Raw genomic sequence first — 14,317 nt, 5'->3', positions numbered from 1 at the left:
ATTTTCTTAATAATTTAGTCTTGATAAATCAAATTTGCTTTGTCGATGTTATGCGCATCAATGTCAAGAACTTGTTGCTTCTCTACTTCAACCTGAATAGTTTCAGCTTCTAAATCTACAGCAACGAGTTTTGCCTGAAATTTACGACGGTTATCGACAGCGCTAATCAAGCGCAAAGCCACTTGATGCCCGATATAATCTGGCAACTGTGCCAATTGGAAAAATGGTCGATCCCAACCTGGTGAAGACACTTCAAGTGCATATTCACCTGAAATTGGATCATGCACATCAAGCATTGCACCCACTTGCTGGGTCACTTTCACACAGTCTTCAACACCAATGCCACGACCACGCTCAACTTCACCATCTTCATTGATGACAGGTTCAGCATTTTCATCAACTGGTTTATCAATATAGATGCGCAATAAAGATCGCTTACCTTGAGGTAGAAATTCAATTCCCCAAAGCTCAACACCGCAAGCACTCACTGCAGGGGCGATTAGATCTTGTAATGCTTGGGTTTTATTTGATAGTTTCATGTACTCTCGTCATTTTTGTGCAATACAACAATCGGTGAAACACCGATGCAACCTTTGGTAGTGAAACACGATTTTTTGACCAATTGATGTCGACACTACACGATAGCCAATAAAAAAGGGCGTTAATTCGCCCCATCTGTCACAACAAGCAATGCCCATTGTGCAAAAAGGCCCACCTGTCTGTGAGCCTTCTCGAAAGAATCTTGGTAGCGGGAGCTGGATTTGAACCAACGACCTTCGGGTTATGAGCCCGACGAGCTACCAGACTGCTCCATCCCGCATTAACGATGCAATATTCTAACTAAATTTCTATTTAGCTTCAATAAAGTTGCATAGCTTTATTGAATTGGTAGCGGGAGCTGGATTTGAACCAACGACCTTCGGGTTATGAGCCCGACGAGCTACCAGACTGCTCCATCCCGCATCAACAGCTTACGATCTGGTGATTCGTAAGTTTTTAGTTATCGGCTTTCAACCGATTGGCGCATTGTATAGAAGACCCTATACATGTGCAAGGACTTTTGCACTTTTTTGTTGCAGATGCATCTAATGTGACATTTTTTGTTCAATTTATCATTTTTCTTGTTTAATTTTTTGATAAACCCAGCATTCAGCCAGAAAATCACGATCAAATTCTATTTTTGTAAGAAAAAGCTTACATGGTTTTATGATTTTTGCCTCTATTGTGATTTTGTTCTCACTATTAATATAGCGTCATCAGCAAATGGAAATGAACAACGGATTTGTTCTCACATGGATCGTATGCTGAGTTGTCAATGGAACGACAAAGAATGGATCTCAGTAAACTGGATGTTTGACCAAGATACTAAACCCGAGCTTGCTCGGGTTTTATCTTTTCGATAATGACCTAAGTACATTCCTTAGGCTTAAAATTGGTTGGTACATTACTTGATGTACTACATGACCATGTCCCATCTTGTTGACGATTTAAATAAACTGACTCACCAACCAAACTCGATAAGACATTTTTTAGCTTACATTCTAATGCAGGGTTAGCTACCCCATCTGTTGCACTATAGACAAGATAGGTACAGAATTTTGATGCTGTTGCTGATTCAAAGATATTTGCCGTTGTAAAAGAACTCGTAGCTGCACCATCTTCAACGACAAGCTCATATTGAATTCGTGCAACATTCAATTCAGCGACCGCTGATGATAATTGGGAGCGCGCAACATAACTCTGATAGATGGGTACTGAAACAACCATCATAATCCCAATAATTGCTACAACAATAATTAATTCAATGAGAGTAAAACCTTTCATTGCTATCCCCAAGCATATGCTTAAAATTTAATATAACACCACACATGAACAAAATATAACCACAAATATTAAGACAAAATAACCTAAAAGTTTCTTGAAGTTCTAAACAGTTAAAATTTGGTTATTTATTGACTTTTTATCTAACCCACCTTTATTTTTTTGGCTAAAACACAAATAAAGGCATTATAAATAGTGATCAACATCACATATTTTACATTTTTTGTACAAAAATCACCACATGGCTATCAAATAATTTTTAGACAGTAAATTTTCTCTATAAATAAAATTTAACTAGTCATGATGTTTTATATGATATTTTTCTTATTCATAGCATTGTTACCATGTAATCAGTTACAGATGAAAAAAAATATTCTGATTGTCACGCGAAATCTTCCCCCTCTGATTGGAGGTATGGAGCGCCTAAACTGGCATATTGCGGATGAACTCTCACATCAGCATCATATTTCTTTAATTAGTCATCAAGCTGCTAAAGCAACCTCTCCTACAAATATTGCTTTTTTTGCAGTCCCATTAAAACCCTTACCTTTTTTTTTAATTTCTAGTTTTTTCCGCACATTATATTGCTGTATAACTCAACCTATAGATGTTCTCTTTGCAGGAAGCGGATTAACAGCGCCTATTGTTGTATTGCTCGCAAAGCTGTTTCGAAAGAAAAGTGTTATCTATATTCATGGTTTAGATATTGGCACAAATAACAAAGTCTATAATTTATTTTGGATTCCATTTATTCGACATGCTGATCAAGTCATTGCTAACAGCAGTCCAACATATCAATTATGTCTGCAAAAGCAGATTGCTCAAACGAAACTAAGCATTGTTCACCCAGGTGTCACCTATCCACCCAAAGCCAAAAATGAAGTACTCATTCAGTCTCTAAAAAATAAATACAATCTAAATGATAAAAAAGTCCTGATTTCAGTAGGGCGTTTAACTGAAAGAAAGGGAATTAATGAATTCCTTGACCATTGTTTGCCCAAAATTATTAGTGCTCATCCAAACACAGTTCTTGTAATTATTGGTGATACTCCGAGCCAATCATTGAATAAAAACTTGCAATCTAAAGAAATGATTATGGCAACAGCCAATCAACACGGTATAGAAGAGCATGTTATATTCACAGGAAATATTTCCCAAGATGAAATATTATCAAGTTTTTACTATTTGGCAGATCTGCATGTCTTTCCAGTAAAACACATTCCTGAAGATCCTGAAGGTTTTGGTATGGTCGCAATCGAAGCCGCGGCACACGGCACACCAACTGTTGCATTTGCTACAGGCGGGGTCATCGATGCAGTTCAGAACCAAATTACAGGGATTTTAATCGATCAACAGAATTACGAATCACTTGCTCAGGCAATTATTACAGCACTATCAAATCCAGTATTGGAAAAACAAGAATGTATGCGCTATGCTTCTAATTTTTCATGGAAAAATATGGGGAGAAAAATCAGTAACCTCATTGATCCCTAGTCTTCAAAGAGATTATTATGATCAAAGTATCTGTTATTGTTCCAAACTATAATCATCATAAATTTCTAAATGCTCGTCTGGATAGCATCTTAAAACAGACCTATCAAAATTTTGAGATTATTATTCTAGATGATTGCTCAACTGACCAAAGTAGAGACATTATTGAACAATATCGCAATCACCCTAAAGTTTCTCATATTATTTATAATACCAAAAACTCAGGTTCCACTTTTATTCAATGGAACACAGGTATTGATTACGCTCAAGGTGAATACATTTGGATTGCTGAATCTGATGATACTGCTGCCATCGACTTTTTAGAAAAACTTATCCCACCACTTGAAAATGAGCATAATACCGTATTGGCATATAGCCAATCCAATCGTATGAATGAAGTGGGTGAAATTACTGGAACATGGTTAGATTGGACAAATTCAATTGATTTTAAAAATCTCTTTCAAAGTGATTTCTGCATTCAAGGCTCAGAATATATCCAAAAATTTCTAATCTTTAAAAATACGATTCCGAATGCAAGCGCAGTCTTATTTAGAAAAACAACCTACCTTTCTGTAGGAGGTGCAAATTCGAGACTAGTGACCAATGGAGATTGGTTATTGTGGTTAAAACTAGTGACACAAGGACAGATTTTCTATACTGAAAAATGCTTAAATAATTTTAGATATCATTCGAGTAGTGTGATTGCCCAAGCGCATAAATCACTTGATAAAACTGAGATTAGAAAACGAAATATTCGCCTCAGACAAGATCTTTCTGCTTTTCTAATCAAGGAAAATCTCAAATTATATCGACTAAATCAACTCTTCCTGATTAAAGATACTATTCGTTTCTATATTGCAAACATTTCAAGTATGCTTAAAAAAAGAGCTTAAGCCATCTTTAACTGCACGAAAAAGAGCATCTATCTGTTGTTTTTTTTGTTTTTTACAGTACCAAATAATACACAGTTGATAGATTAATCCACTCATAATTTCATTGAGCGCATAGATTTTAGGAATATAAGATTCTTTTAATAAATAAAAACTGTTACGTACCCGATAATATCTTCGAAATGCTGGATGGATGATAATTTTTTTCCCAAAAGGAAGTGCAATATTTTCCTCTCCAATTTGATGATTCATCACCACTGTATGGGAAACATAAAGATGAAATCCTTGTGATAAATGCCTAAAACTCCATTCAATATCTACATAATCAATAAAATAGTGTGATTTCATTTCACCTATTTTTTTTAATGTATCCACAGATAAAAACGAACCTGAGGATATAAGGCTATCTACCCGAATAGGATGTTTCAAATCGGATACTGGTATTGCTTTTTTAAATCCCCAAGAACTCAAACGATAAATTTTATAATATTGCTGATTTTTCATATTAAATAATCTTGGGCCAATCATTGAGATCTGAGCATCCTGATTTTGCTGTACCCATAAATAATCATGCAAGATTTGAGGAATAAAATATGAATCGATTTGGCTATCTTGATCAAAAAATACGACATAATCAGCAGCTAAAGCTAGGATTTTATTTATGCCTATATTTTGTGCAGCAGCGATTCCTACATTTTGAGATAAACATTCTAAATAAATATGCGGTATGCTCTCTAATTGGATTTTATTTTTTGAGTTATTATCGATAACAACGATCTCAGCAGATTGTTGTTTTAACACACCTATCAGCCTGATTAGTGAGGAAATTTCAGGATCAAACGTCACAATAATAGCACAAATTTTCACCTACTCAGTCCCTCACGAATACCTTTTAGCATCATTTTCATTTGTTCTTTGCGTTGTTGATTAAAAGCACAATACACCAGTAATGTAATCTGCATTTTGATTAAAGCCCAAAATTTCCAAGTAGTTGGAATATAGGGTAGTTTTATTAATTTTATCGTGTTTCTAAATAAAAAATAATGTCGCAGTGGTGAGCGTAGTGGCCAAACTCGCCAACCCAATAGCCAAAATTTAAAACTATCTTCTCCCATACGATGATCAAAAACAGCCTGAGGAATTCCATAAAGTAAATAGCCCGCAGCAATCAAACGAAAAGACCACTCTGTATCAAGATGATCAATAAACAGTTCTTCTTTTAAACCACCTAATTCAGAAAAGACCGCTAAACGCATAAATGTGCCACTACCATTAATATTGGTACATGCTATAGGTTGAACTTCTTCTGCCGATGGATAAATTCTTTGCCATAAACCATGCCGCATATAATGAAACCCGTGTTGCTGTTGAGTTTTAAAATCTACTAATCTTGGACCAACACAACCTACTCGTTTATTTTGATGTTCTAATTGCAGAAAATTAGATTCTAATATTTTTATGGCATCACTATCAAAAGCACTGTCTTGGTCAAGCAGAAGTACAAATTCAATCAATTCAAAGTTTAATTTTACATAATCTACACCTATATTCAGTGCTTTTGCCAAACCTTGATTTAACTGATTTTGGATCAAGATACAATTGCTTCTATTCTGAATTAAATTCTCAATCTGCTTAATTTCATCAATCTGTGAACCATTATCCACAATAATCCACAAGCACTTTTCTAGCTGCCTGAATTGCTGTTCTAACAATAACAGATCTGGATGATAGGTGACTGTAATTGCAGCAATATTCATGCTATTCACAAGTTTAATCCTTAGAGGTGGATCAATTGATGGCAATCTTTGACTGAAGATTCTCGATGCGCAATGATAATTAGAGTTTTTTTACCATTGAGCTGCCGTATAGCCTCATTGACTGCATATTCTGTTTCAGTATCCAATGCGCTAGTCGCTTCATCCATAAATAAAATTTCTGGATCTTTGTATAGAGCCCTTGCGATTCCTAAGCGTTGACGCTGACCGCCCGACAGCATGACTCCACGCTCCCCCACTACAGTCTGATAAGAATTTTCCAAATTAGTTTGGATAAATTCATGGATTTGTGCTATTTGCGCTGCACGAATAACCGCATTCATATCAATTTGATTTGTTGGCACACCAAATGCAATATTTTCAGCGATGGTTTTATCTGCAAGATAAATAGTTTGAGGAACATAGCCTAATCGTTGATACCATGCCTCCTGATTTTGATCACTCAATTCAACATCATCAATATAAACTTTTCCTTTTTGAGGATGTAACAACCCCAATAAAATATCCATTAAAGTACTTTTTCCACATCCACTTTTACCCACAATCCCTATACTTTGGTTTTTATGAATTGTTAAATTAAAATCGGTAAAAATCTTTTTATCTAAACGATTAGGATAAGCGAACTCAATATTGCTTAACTGAATTTCTCGATTAAATACCAAAGATTCTGACTTACATTTTTCTTGAAAAATAAGTTCTTCCAATGCAAATTCTTGCTTAATACTGTTAAAAATATTTTCTGAAAATTTTATTTGAGTAATTGACCGATAAATATTTTGTGCTGCTGGCAACATACGATATGCAGCAAAGCCATACAATCCTAAAACAGGTAAAATATGAGAAACATCCTTACCTGAAATCACCAAGCTAATGGCAAGAATAATCAGACATCCATAAGCTACAGTTTCAACAACATGTAAAGGAATTTGACCTAAAGTATCTTTCGTTGCGAGGTTGCGAGAAAAAATCCGAGAATGATGTTCAAACTGATCAATATATGCTTGTTGAGCATGATTAATAATGACATCTTTAATTCCCTCTAGTGCTTCCTGACAAGACTGATGTCGCTGCTGACTTGCTTCAGCAAAGGTTTTCCCGATCAAATTGAGTCGCTGTTTCACAATTTTATAAATCATCAAATAGAAGCTGACCAAAACTGTTGCTGTTAAAATTGCCATCACTGGATCATAAAACAACAAAATAGCCACCATGGCACAGACCACAATTCCATAAGACAAGATCAGTAATGCAGGCTGAATCATACTCCAAACCAACTGATCGGTTTCATTCAAAATACTATTTACAAGCAGCGAACTATTTCGTTGAATAAAGAACTCATATTTTTGTTTGAGATAAATTTTTAACAGTCGAGTAGAAAAATAATGTCGCTGCAAACTACTAAAACGATTGAGCGCATATTGAGTAACAATTTTGAAACCCGCAGAAAAAACAACAATAAATAAAGAAATAAAGCCCAAATAAACAATGAACTGCCGATTATCCTGTGCTGCTGTGAGTATATATAGTTTTTTTAACAGTGGATTTACTTCAATTACTGAGGCATTCGATAAAACCGCGAGGAAAGGCATAATAGAAATTACACCTACAGCTTCTATCATTGCCATCACAATGACTAAGCAAAGTACAAAAAGCAGTTTTCGCTTATCCAGAGGCGTCAGTATTTTCCATAACTGCTGTAAGGTCTTAAACACCAATAACCTCTATTTGTCATCTTTATACATAAGTGTCGTGATTTGTTCAGAAATCAAACCCATTAAGAAAATCATTATACTGCCTGTATAAAGCAAAGCACTCATATTAGTAAAACGTCTATATTCATATAACGTATAACCATACCAAGCTGTCGCCAAAGTAAAAAGCAATAATGCAAAGGGTAAAAACATTTTGAGTGGTGAATACAGCGTCGCAATTTTAAAGATAATCAATACAAAACGTGTGCCATCTTTAAATAGGCGAATATGACTTTTACCAATTCGTTTTGCCGCATGAATTGGGATATAGGTAACTGAGTAACCTGCTCTAAAAAAAGCCATGGTACTGGTTGTGGGATACGAAAAGCCATTAGGCAGTAGATATAAAAACTCACAGAATTTTTCTGCTCTCACAGCCCTAAACCCCGAAGTCAAATCTTCGACCTGATGCTCTGTCATATAGGTTGCTAACTTATTATAAAAAGCATTGGCAAAACCACGCCCTAAACTCGCCTGTGAGCCTTTTTGACGTGCCCCAACCACCAAATCATAACCCTGTTCTAGTTGCTCAATAAATCTAGGAATATCCGCAGGATCATGTTGCCCATCTGCATCCATAAAAATAATGATTTCACCCTGAGCATGGCGTGCACCTGTTTTAATCGCAGCGCCATTTCCCTTTGAGTAAGGATGTGACACGACTCGAGCACCCGCTTGTTCAGCAACCTGTAAGGTTTGATCCGTTGAACCATCATTGACGACTACAATTTCATCGACACAAGTTAACTGGCGAATTGCGGCAATGGTTAAACCAATTGCCGCAGCCTCATTTTTTGCAGGAAGTACAACACTAACTTTTAGCATAACCCATAGCCTTTTTAATTTTATCGGGTGCTTCAGCACAACTTTGCTGTAAAGGTGAGGTTGGATTTTCTGCCAAAGGGCATAAATCTTTTTGGACAAAATGAATTGCCTTGTCATATTGATGCTGCTCAAGCAACCATGCCAGTTTTAAATTGGCAACCCAAGGCGCTTGGGAAAGCATCCACATTTGTTCAATCTGACGCCCCTGCTCAGGAACGTTCTGTTCAACCGAAGCAATCATATACAAATTATTATGTAAGCCTAAATGATTACCAACATTTAAGCCAGTTGCAGGGCTGTTCAAAAATTTCTGATTTAACTGTTTTAAAGTTTGTAAATTTACCAGCTTACATTGTTTATTTTCCACCATATCAAACATAGTCGACAATGTTGATGGTAAACCTGCGATAGAACGTAAGGGGCGACTATATGCAAGCAAATCTTTTTGGGCACTTTGCACACCACTATTTAGATTCATCGAACAGGCAATAATCATTTGCTGAACATACGAATTTAAGCAATCAGGACAATTCTTGGTATTTTGTGTAACAACCATCAAAGCATCAGGTTTATTACCATCTGCCAAAAGTTTCAATGCCAAATGTTCAGAAGCACGCATTGAACCTTTTTGAGTATATTGCCAACCATAAGCAGCATAATACTGATTACCCCATGTTTTTGTCACTAAATAACAGCAAGCTGCCAAAATCACCAAATAGCCAGACAATAATGTTGCCATAAAAATTTGTGATTTTTTACCATGAATGGTGCTAATCAAATATACCACACAAAAACAGACCGCAAAGGCTGCCACATAGTTACGATGTTCGTAAAACAACTCAAGTGGAACAATGGTTGACTCTAAAAGATGTGCCGTTAAAAACCATAAGATTGCAAAACTAAAAACAGCAAATTTACGACGGAAAACGACCGCAACAATTGCTAAAACCAACCAAAATACAACGCTAAAGCCACTATATAAGCTCACAAATGCTGAGCTATTGGTTGGGTAGCTATCATGAAATGGCGTATAAGAGAAAATATCGGGAACAAACAGTAAACGCAGATAATCTAGCAAAATCTGCGGTTCAGTCGAAATACGCTCTACAAATGTATAGGGGCGATCAGCATAAGCCGTTTGTATGTGCGGCAACAAACTAGCCAAATACAATACAACCAGTGTATAGCACCCACCTAAAGCAGTTAAACGTAATTTCCGACCATATTGATACTCGACCTTAGCACTCAGTACGGTCATTTCCATAACAAATAAAAACAGCGGCAACAACACGCCATTTTCTTTGGTAAACATTGCCAATAAGGTAAATAAAGCAATTGCTGTATAAACCAAAAACTGTCCGCGTTTGGCATGTCGAACCTGATGATCAAGTGCGTACAAATAAGCCAAAACACCAGCAAAGATAAAAGTCGCAGACAAGCTTGCCATGCGCTGAATCGCAATCAATGACGTTGAAATATTTAGAGGTAAAATCAACCAAAAGAAACTGGTAAATAAAGCAAATAATGCCTGATATTTTGAGTTGGGCTTAACCAGTTGAAATAATTTAAAACTCAGGAAATAAACCAGTACGCCATTCAACAAATGAATCAGTGTATTTAAACGGAAAAAATTCTGTGGATGATCAGGCCAATCTCCCGTATTGAGCAAAAAGCTCAGCATGGCAATCGGGCGACCTAGAGGACCAGAAGTTTCATTGGCTACATATTGCAAGCCTGTTTGAAAATCATGAACTTGCTGTAAATTACCCAATGGACGAAAGTCATCAAAGTAAAATGCACCTGTAAAGCCTTGGCTATAGATCCAATATACAACCCCTGTTAATAGTAAAAAAATACCAAAAATTAATTTATTATTTTGTAAGGCTTGCATGCTGCATTCCCTTTTAAAGACATGTCGTCAGTATATAGTGCCCGCTTCTTTCAGCAATAAAAAAAGAGTGCTGAAGCACTCTTTTTTTAAACTAAGAATTAACCGCCACAGCTCACTGGTTTGTATTTAGCATCAGCAGTACTTGCACAAGACCAAGTACCAGACGCTGTACGAGACCAAGTGACAGTTTTAGATGCAAGTGTAGAAGATGCACTACCAGCAAATGTACCAGAAATTGTACCCGTCGTAGACAACACCGTTGTGTTGGTTGCTGCAGCCGTGCTATATGTTGCTGATGCTGGAGAATTTAAAGACAAGATGTTAGAACCACTCCAACCAAGTGTTGTACAAGCACCTGAAGCTGTTTGACCATTGTTCAAGCAGTCTTCATAAGAGGTTTTCAAAGCACCCAATTCAGCAATTGCACGAGTCACTTGTGACTTAGCGATATAGGTTTGGTAAGCAGGGATTGCGATTGCTGCAAGAATACCGATAATCGCAACAACGATCATCAACTCAATTAAGGTAAAACCTTTTTGTGCGTTCATAGACTTTCTCAAAAAGTGGAAATTTTTGTATTTGTGAATTGACTTAGACAATTGATTTGCAAAGCCATCAATGCTTCTGTCAAACCTTGGCTATAAACCAAATAAATAATTGTTTTTATTAGTAAAAAAATACCAAAAATCAATTTATTATTTTATAAGGCTTACATATAACTTTTTTTTAATACATACTGTCATGTATATAGTTTTTGCTTTTTCAGTAATAAAAGAAGGAGTGCCGAAGCACTCTTCTTTTTAAACTACAAATTAACCGCCACAGCTCACTGGTTTGTATTTAGCATCGGCAGTACTTGCACAAGACCAAGTACCAGACGCTGTACGAGACCAAGTTACAGTTTTAGATGCAAGTGTAGAAGATGCGCTACCACCAAATGTACCAGAGATTGTACCAGTAGTTGACAATACTGCCGTATTGGTTGTTGCAGCTGCGCTAGTATTCGCACTAGCTGGAGCAGTTAAAGACTGGATGTTAGAACCTGTCCAACCAATTGTACACTTACCTGCAGCAGTTTGACCGTTGTTTAAGCAGTCTTCATAAGAGGTTTTTAAAGCACCCAATTCAGCAATTGCACGAGTCACTTGTGACTTAGCGATATAGCTTTGGTAAGCTGGGATTGCGATTGCTGCAAGAATACCGATAATCGCAACAACGATCATCAACTCAATTAAGGTAAAACCTTTTTGTGCGTTCATAGACTTTCTCCAAAAATGGAATTTTTTGTATTTGTGAACTGACTTAGACAATTGATTTGCAAAGCCATCAATGCATCTGTCAAACCTTGGTTATAGATCCTATAAAAAGATTAATTCACTAAGGCTTGCATGCTGCATCCCCCTGAAAAGACATGCTGTAATATATAGTTTTTTGATTTTTGGTAATAAAAAAAGAGTGCTGAAGCACTCTTCTTTTTAAACTACAAATTAACCGCCACAGCTAACTGGTTTGTATTTAGCATCAGCAGTACTTGAACAAGACCAAGTACCAGACGCTGTACGAGTCCAAGTTACAGTTTTAGTTGAAAGTGTAGAAGATGCGCTACCACCAAATGTACCAGAGATTGTACCAGTAGTTGACAATACTGCAGTGTTAGTTGTTGCAGCTGCGCTAGTATTCGCAGTAGCTGGAGCAGTTAAAGATTGGATATTAGAACCAGTCCAACCAATTGTACAAGCGCCTGCAGCTGTTTGACCGTTGTTCAAGCAGTCTTCATAAGAAGTTTTCAAAGCACCCAATTCAGCAATTGCACGAGTCACTTGTGACTTAGCGATATAGCTTTGGTAAGCAGGGATTGCGATTGCTGCAAGAATACCGATAATCGCAACAACGATCATCAACTCAATTAAGGTAAAACCTTTTTGTGCGTTCATAGACTTTCTCCAAAAGCGGAAGTTATTTTGTGTTTGTATAATTTACTTATACAATTTGTTTGTATAGTAATAATAGCACAGACTGTGCCAACTTTTTAATAGCTTTGATTTTAAAAGATTTAATTTTTTTGTATTTTTTTTAGACTTTAAAATCTGACTTTTCTGTAACAGTGTCGAGTTAGAAACTGACATTTTTTGTCAACTCCTGACCCAATTTTAGTAGATTGATTTTTTTTTAACTTATTTTTGTTTATTCATTCGGCAGAAAAGCTAAAATTTATACGCTTAAACAGATGTAACAAAATATTCTTAAAATAAACTGAATTGCAAAACTGCTCAATGATTCTCTAAAGCATTATTTTTTAATTATTATTCATCAGTAAAGCCTGTTTGGCATATCAAAGATTATTTTTACAACAGTCACCCAAAAACGCCATCTACTCACAATGTATCGCTGTGAGCAATAAAAAACCCCGATTTTGGTCGGGGTTTTTCAACTCAGGCGAGTTTAAACATCTAGGTAATCCAAGATACCTTCGGCAGCTTGTCGACCTTCCCAGATTGCAGTGACCACAAGGTCAGAACCACGCACCATATCACCACCCGCAAAAATTTTCGGGTTTGACGTCTGGAACTTAAATGGTTGCTGTTCAGCCGCAACAACACGACCCGAACCATCTAGGTTGATATTTGCACCTTCAAACCAGTCTGCAGGGCTTGGACGAAAACCAAATGCCAGTAAAACGGCATCTGCTGCTAAAATTTCTTCTGAACCCGGTACAGGCTCTGGGCTACGGCGACCACGGCTATCAGGTTCACCCAATTGAGTCGTAACCACTTTAATGCCTGTGACTTTACCATTTTCACCAACCACTTCGATTGGCTGACGGTTAAACAGGAAGTTCACCCCTTCTTCACGCGCATTTTTGACTTCACGGCGTGAACCCGGCATGTTTTCTTCATCACGGCGGTAAGCGCAAGTCACTTCCGCAGCACCTTGACGAATTGAAGTACGGTTACAGTCCATCGCAGTGTCACCACCACCTAGAACAATCACTTTTTTACCTTCCATGCTGATGTATTCAGATGCTTCTTTTTCCCAACCTTGACAACGGTTGACGTTGGCAATCAAGAAATCAAGTGCATCATAAACACCATCAAGGTCTTCACCCGGGAATCCACCTTTCATGTACGTGTATGTTCCCATGCCCATGAAAACTGCATCGTATTCTTCAAGCAATTGCTCAATGGTCACGTCTGTACCGATTTCAGTATTTAAACGAAAATCAACGCCCATGCCGTGGAAAATTTCACGGCGACGTTTCATCACGTCTTTTTCCATTTTGAATTCTGGAATACCAAAAGTCAGCAATCCACCAATTTCAGGACGTTTGTCAAAAACAACAGGTTTAACCCCATTACGCACCAAAATATCAGCACAGCCTAGACCCGCAGGTCCTGCACCAATGATGGCAACTTTTTTGTTTGTCCATTTCACGCTAGACATATCTGGACGCCAGCCCAAAGCAAAAGCCGTGTCGTTGATATATTTTTCAGCATTACCAATCGTTACCGCACCAAAGCCGTCATTTAAGGTACAAGCCCCTTCACACAAGCGGTCTTGTGGACAAACGCGACCACAGACTTCAGGCAAAGTATTGGTTTGATGGCACAATTCCGCTGCTTGGAAAATACGACCTTCTGAGATCAGTTTTAACCAGTTCGGAATGTAGTTATGCACTGGGCATTTCCATTCACAGTATGGGTTACCACAACCTAAACAACGGTGTGTTTGGTTTTTAGCAACATCGGCTGTGAAAGGTTTATAAATTTCCACAAACTCTTCTTTGCGGACAGTAATATCTTTTTTCTCTGGATCTTGGCGTGCTACATCCAGAAACTGAAAGTCATTATTTAGGCGCTCTGCCATTGTTCTCTC

General features: G+C 37.1%; 13 protein-coding genes and 2 tRNA genes. 2 read left to right on the top strand and 13 right to left on the bottom strand.

The window, feature by feature from the left end; genetic code table 11:
* Positions 1-14: 14 nt before the first annotated feature.
* The 4 genes from rimP to LVY74_RS09910 form a co-directional block, all read right to left on the bottom strand.
* Positions 15-539, bottom strand: a complete 525-nt coding sequence (gene rimP, locus LVY74_RS09925) for a ribosome maturation factor RimP (protein ID WP_237814940.1) — start codon at positions 537-539, stop codon at positions 15-17.
* A gap of 204 nt (positions 540-743) precedes the next feature.
* Positions 744-820 (bottom strand) — tRNA-Met (locus LVY74_RS09920).
* Positions 821-886: 66 nt separating this feature from the next.
* Positions 887-963: transfer RNA gene (locus tag LVY74_RS09915), tRNA-Met, on the bottom strand.
* Positions 964-1,407: 444 nt separating this feature from the next.
* Entirely contained in the window at positions 1,408-1,824 is a 417-nt protein-coding gene (locus tag LVY74_RS09910) for a pilin (protein ID WP_237814939.1), read from the bottom strand.
* 297 nt (positions 1,825-2,121) lie between these two features.
* Between LVY74_RS09910 and LVY74_RS09905 the strand changes: the two genes are divergently transcribed.
* A complete protein-coding gene (locus LVY74_RS09905; RefSeq protein ID WP_237814938.1) occupies positions 2,122-3,315 on the top strand; it encodes a glycosyltransferase family 4 protein in 1,194 nt (397 codons plus the stop codon).
* A 17-nt stretch (positions 3,316-3,332) separates the two neighbouring features.
* Positions 3,333-4,205 (top strand): glycosyltransferase family 2 protein, encoded by an 873-nt coding sequence (locus tag LVY74_RS09900; protein WP_237814937.1) that lies wholly within the window; start codon positions 3,333-3,335, stop codon positions 4,203-4,205.
* Here LVY74_RS09900 and LVY74_RS09895 read toward each other — a convergent pair.
* The 9 genes from LVY74_RS09895 to LVY74_RS09855 form a co-directional block, all read right to left on the bottom strand.
* Positions 4,179-5,069, bottom strand: a complete 891-nt coding sequence (locus LVY74_RS09895; protein WP_237814936.1) for a glycosyltransferase family 2 protein — start codon at positions 5,067-5,069, stop codon at positions 4,179-4,181. The two genes, LVY74_RS09900 and LVY74_RS09895, sit on opposite strands and share 27 nt — an antisense overlap.
* Positions 5,066-5,959, bottom strand: coding sequence for a rhamnosyltransferase (locus LVY74_RS09890; RefSeq protein WP_237814935.1), 894 nt, complete (start codon positions 5,957-5,959; stop codon positions 5,066-5,068). Before LVY74_RS09890 ends, LVY74_RS09895 begins: the two co-directional genes overlap by 4 nt.
* Positions 5,960-5,979: 20 nt before the next feature.
* Entirely contained in the window at positions 5,980-7,689 is a 1,710-nt protein-coding gene (locus tag LVY74_RS09885; protein WP_237814934.1) for an ABC transporter ATP-binding protein, read from the bottom strand.
* 9 nt (positions 7,690-7,698) lie between these two features.
* Positions 7,699-8,553: a glycosyltransferase family 2 protein gene (locus tag LVY74_RS09880; RefSeq protein WP_237814933.1), complete on the bottom strand. Its 855-nt coding sequence runs from the start codon at positions 8,551-8,553 to the stop codon at positions 7,699-7,701.
* Positions 8,540-10,444, bottom strand: coding sequence for a hypothetical protein (locus LVY74_RS09875; protein ID WP_237814932.1), 1,905 nt, complete (start codon positions 10,442-10,444; stop codon positions 8,540-8,542). Before LVY74_RS09875 ends, LVY74_RS09880 begins: the two co-directional genes overlap by 14 nt.
* A 98-nt stretch (positions 10,445-10,542) precedes the next feature.
* A complete protein-coding gene (locus LVY74_RS09870) occupies positions 10,543-10,992 on the bottom strand; it encodes a pilin (protein WP_237814931.1) in 450 nt (149 codons plus the stop codon).
* 264 nt (positions 10,993-11,256) lie between these two features.
* Complete coding sequence (locus LVY74_RS09865) at positions 11,257-11,703, bottom strand: pilin (RefSeq protein ID WP_237814930.1); 447 nt, start codon at positions 11,701-11,703, stop codon at positions 11,257-11,259.
* A 228-nt stretch (positions 11,704-11,931) separates the two neighbouring features.
* Entirely contained in the window at positions 11,932-12,378 is a 447-nt protein-coding gene (locus tag LVY74_RS09860; RefSeq protein WP_237814929.1) for a pilin, read from the bottom strand.
* A gap of 508 nt (positions 12,379-12,886) precedes the next feature.
* Positions 12,887-14,308 carry an FAD-dependent oxidoreductase gene (locus tag LVY74_RS09855; RefSeq protein WP_237814928.1) on the bottom strand — a complete coding sequence of 474 codons (1,422 nt, stop codon included), beginning with the start codon at positions 14,306-14,308 and terminating at the stop codon, positions 12,887-12,889.
* Positions 14,309-14,317: the final 9 nt, after the last annotated feature.

It is taken from the genome of Acinetobacter sp. ME22 (assembly GCF_022012315.1).
Lineage (GTDB): Bacteria > Pseudomonadota > Gammaproteobacteria > Pseudomonadales > Moraxellaceae > Acinetobacter > Acinetobacter brisouii_A.
The sequence above is the reverse complement of the archived record's forward strand: the minus strand, read 5'-3'. Positions and strand labels throughout refer to the sequence as shown.

Excerpts from the sequence above, each read along its gene's own strand:
- rimP (WP_237814940.1), bottom strand. The coding sequence starts at position 539 with ATGAAACTATCAAATAAAACCCAAGCATTACAAGATCTAATCGCCCCT.
- LVY74_RS09910 (WP_237814939.1), bottom strand. The coding sequence starts at position 1,824 with ATGAAAGGTTTTACTCTCATTGAATTAATTATTGTTGTAGCAATTATT.
- LVY74_RS09905 (WP_237814938.1), top strand. The coding sequence starts at position 2,122 with ATGATGTTTTATATGATATTTTTCTTATTCATAGCATTGTTACCATGT.
- LVY74_RS09900 (WP_237814937.1), top strand. The coding sequence starts at position 3,333 with ATGATCAAAGTATCTGTTATTGTTCCAAACTATAATCATCATAAATTT.
- LVY74_RS09890 (WP_237814935.1), bottom strand. The coding sequence starts at position 5,959 with ATGAATATTGCTGCAATTACAGTCACCTATCATCCAGATCTGTTATTG.
- LVY74_RS09880 (WP_237814933.1), bottom strand. The coding sequence starts at position 8,553 with ATGCTAAAAGTTAGTGTTGTACTTCCTGCAAAAAATGAGGCTGCGGCA.
- LVY74_RS09875 (WP_237814932.1), bottom strand. The coding sequence starts at position 10,444 with ATGCAAGCCTTACAAAATAATAAATTAATTTTTGGTATTTTTTTACTA.
- LVY74_RS09870 (WP_237814931.1), bottom strand. The coding sequence starts at position 10,992 with ATGAACGCACAAAAAGGTTTTACCTTAATTGAGTTGATGATCGTTGTT.
- LVY74_RS09865 (WP_237814930.1), bottom strand. The coding sequence starts at position 11,703 with ATGAACGCACAAAAAGGTTTTACCTTAATTGAGTTGATGATCGTTGTT.
- LVY74_RS09860 (WP_237814929.1), bottom strand. The coding sequence starts at position 12,378 with ATGAACGCACAAAAAGGTTTTACCTTAATTGAGTTGATGATCGTTGTT.
- LVY74_RS09855 (WP_237814928.1), bottom strand. The coding sequence starts at position 14,308 with ATGGCAGAGCGCCTAAATAATGACTTTCAGTTTCTGGATGTAGCACGC.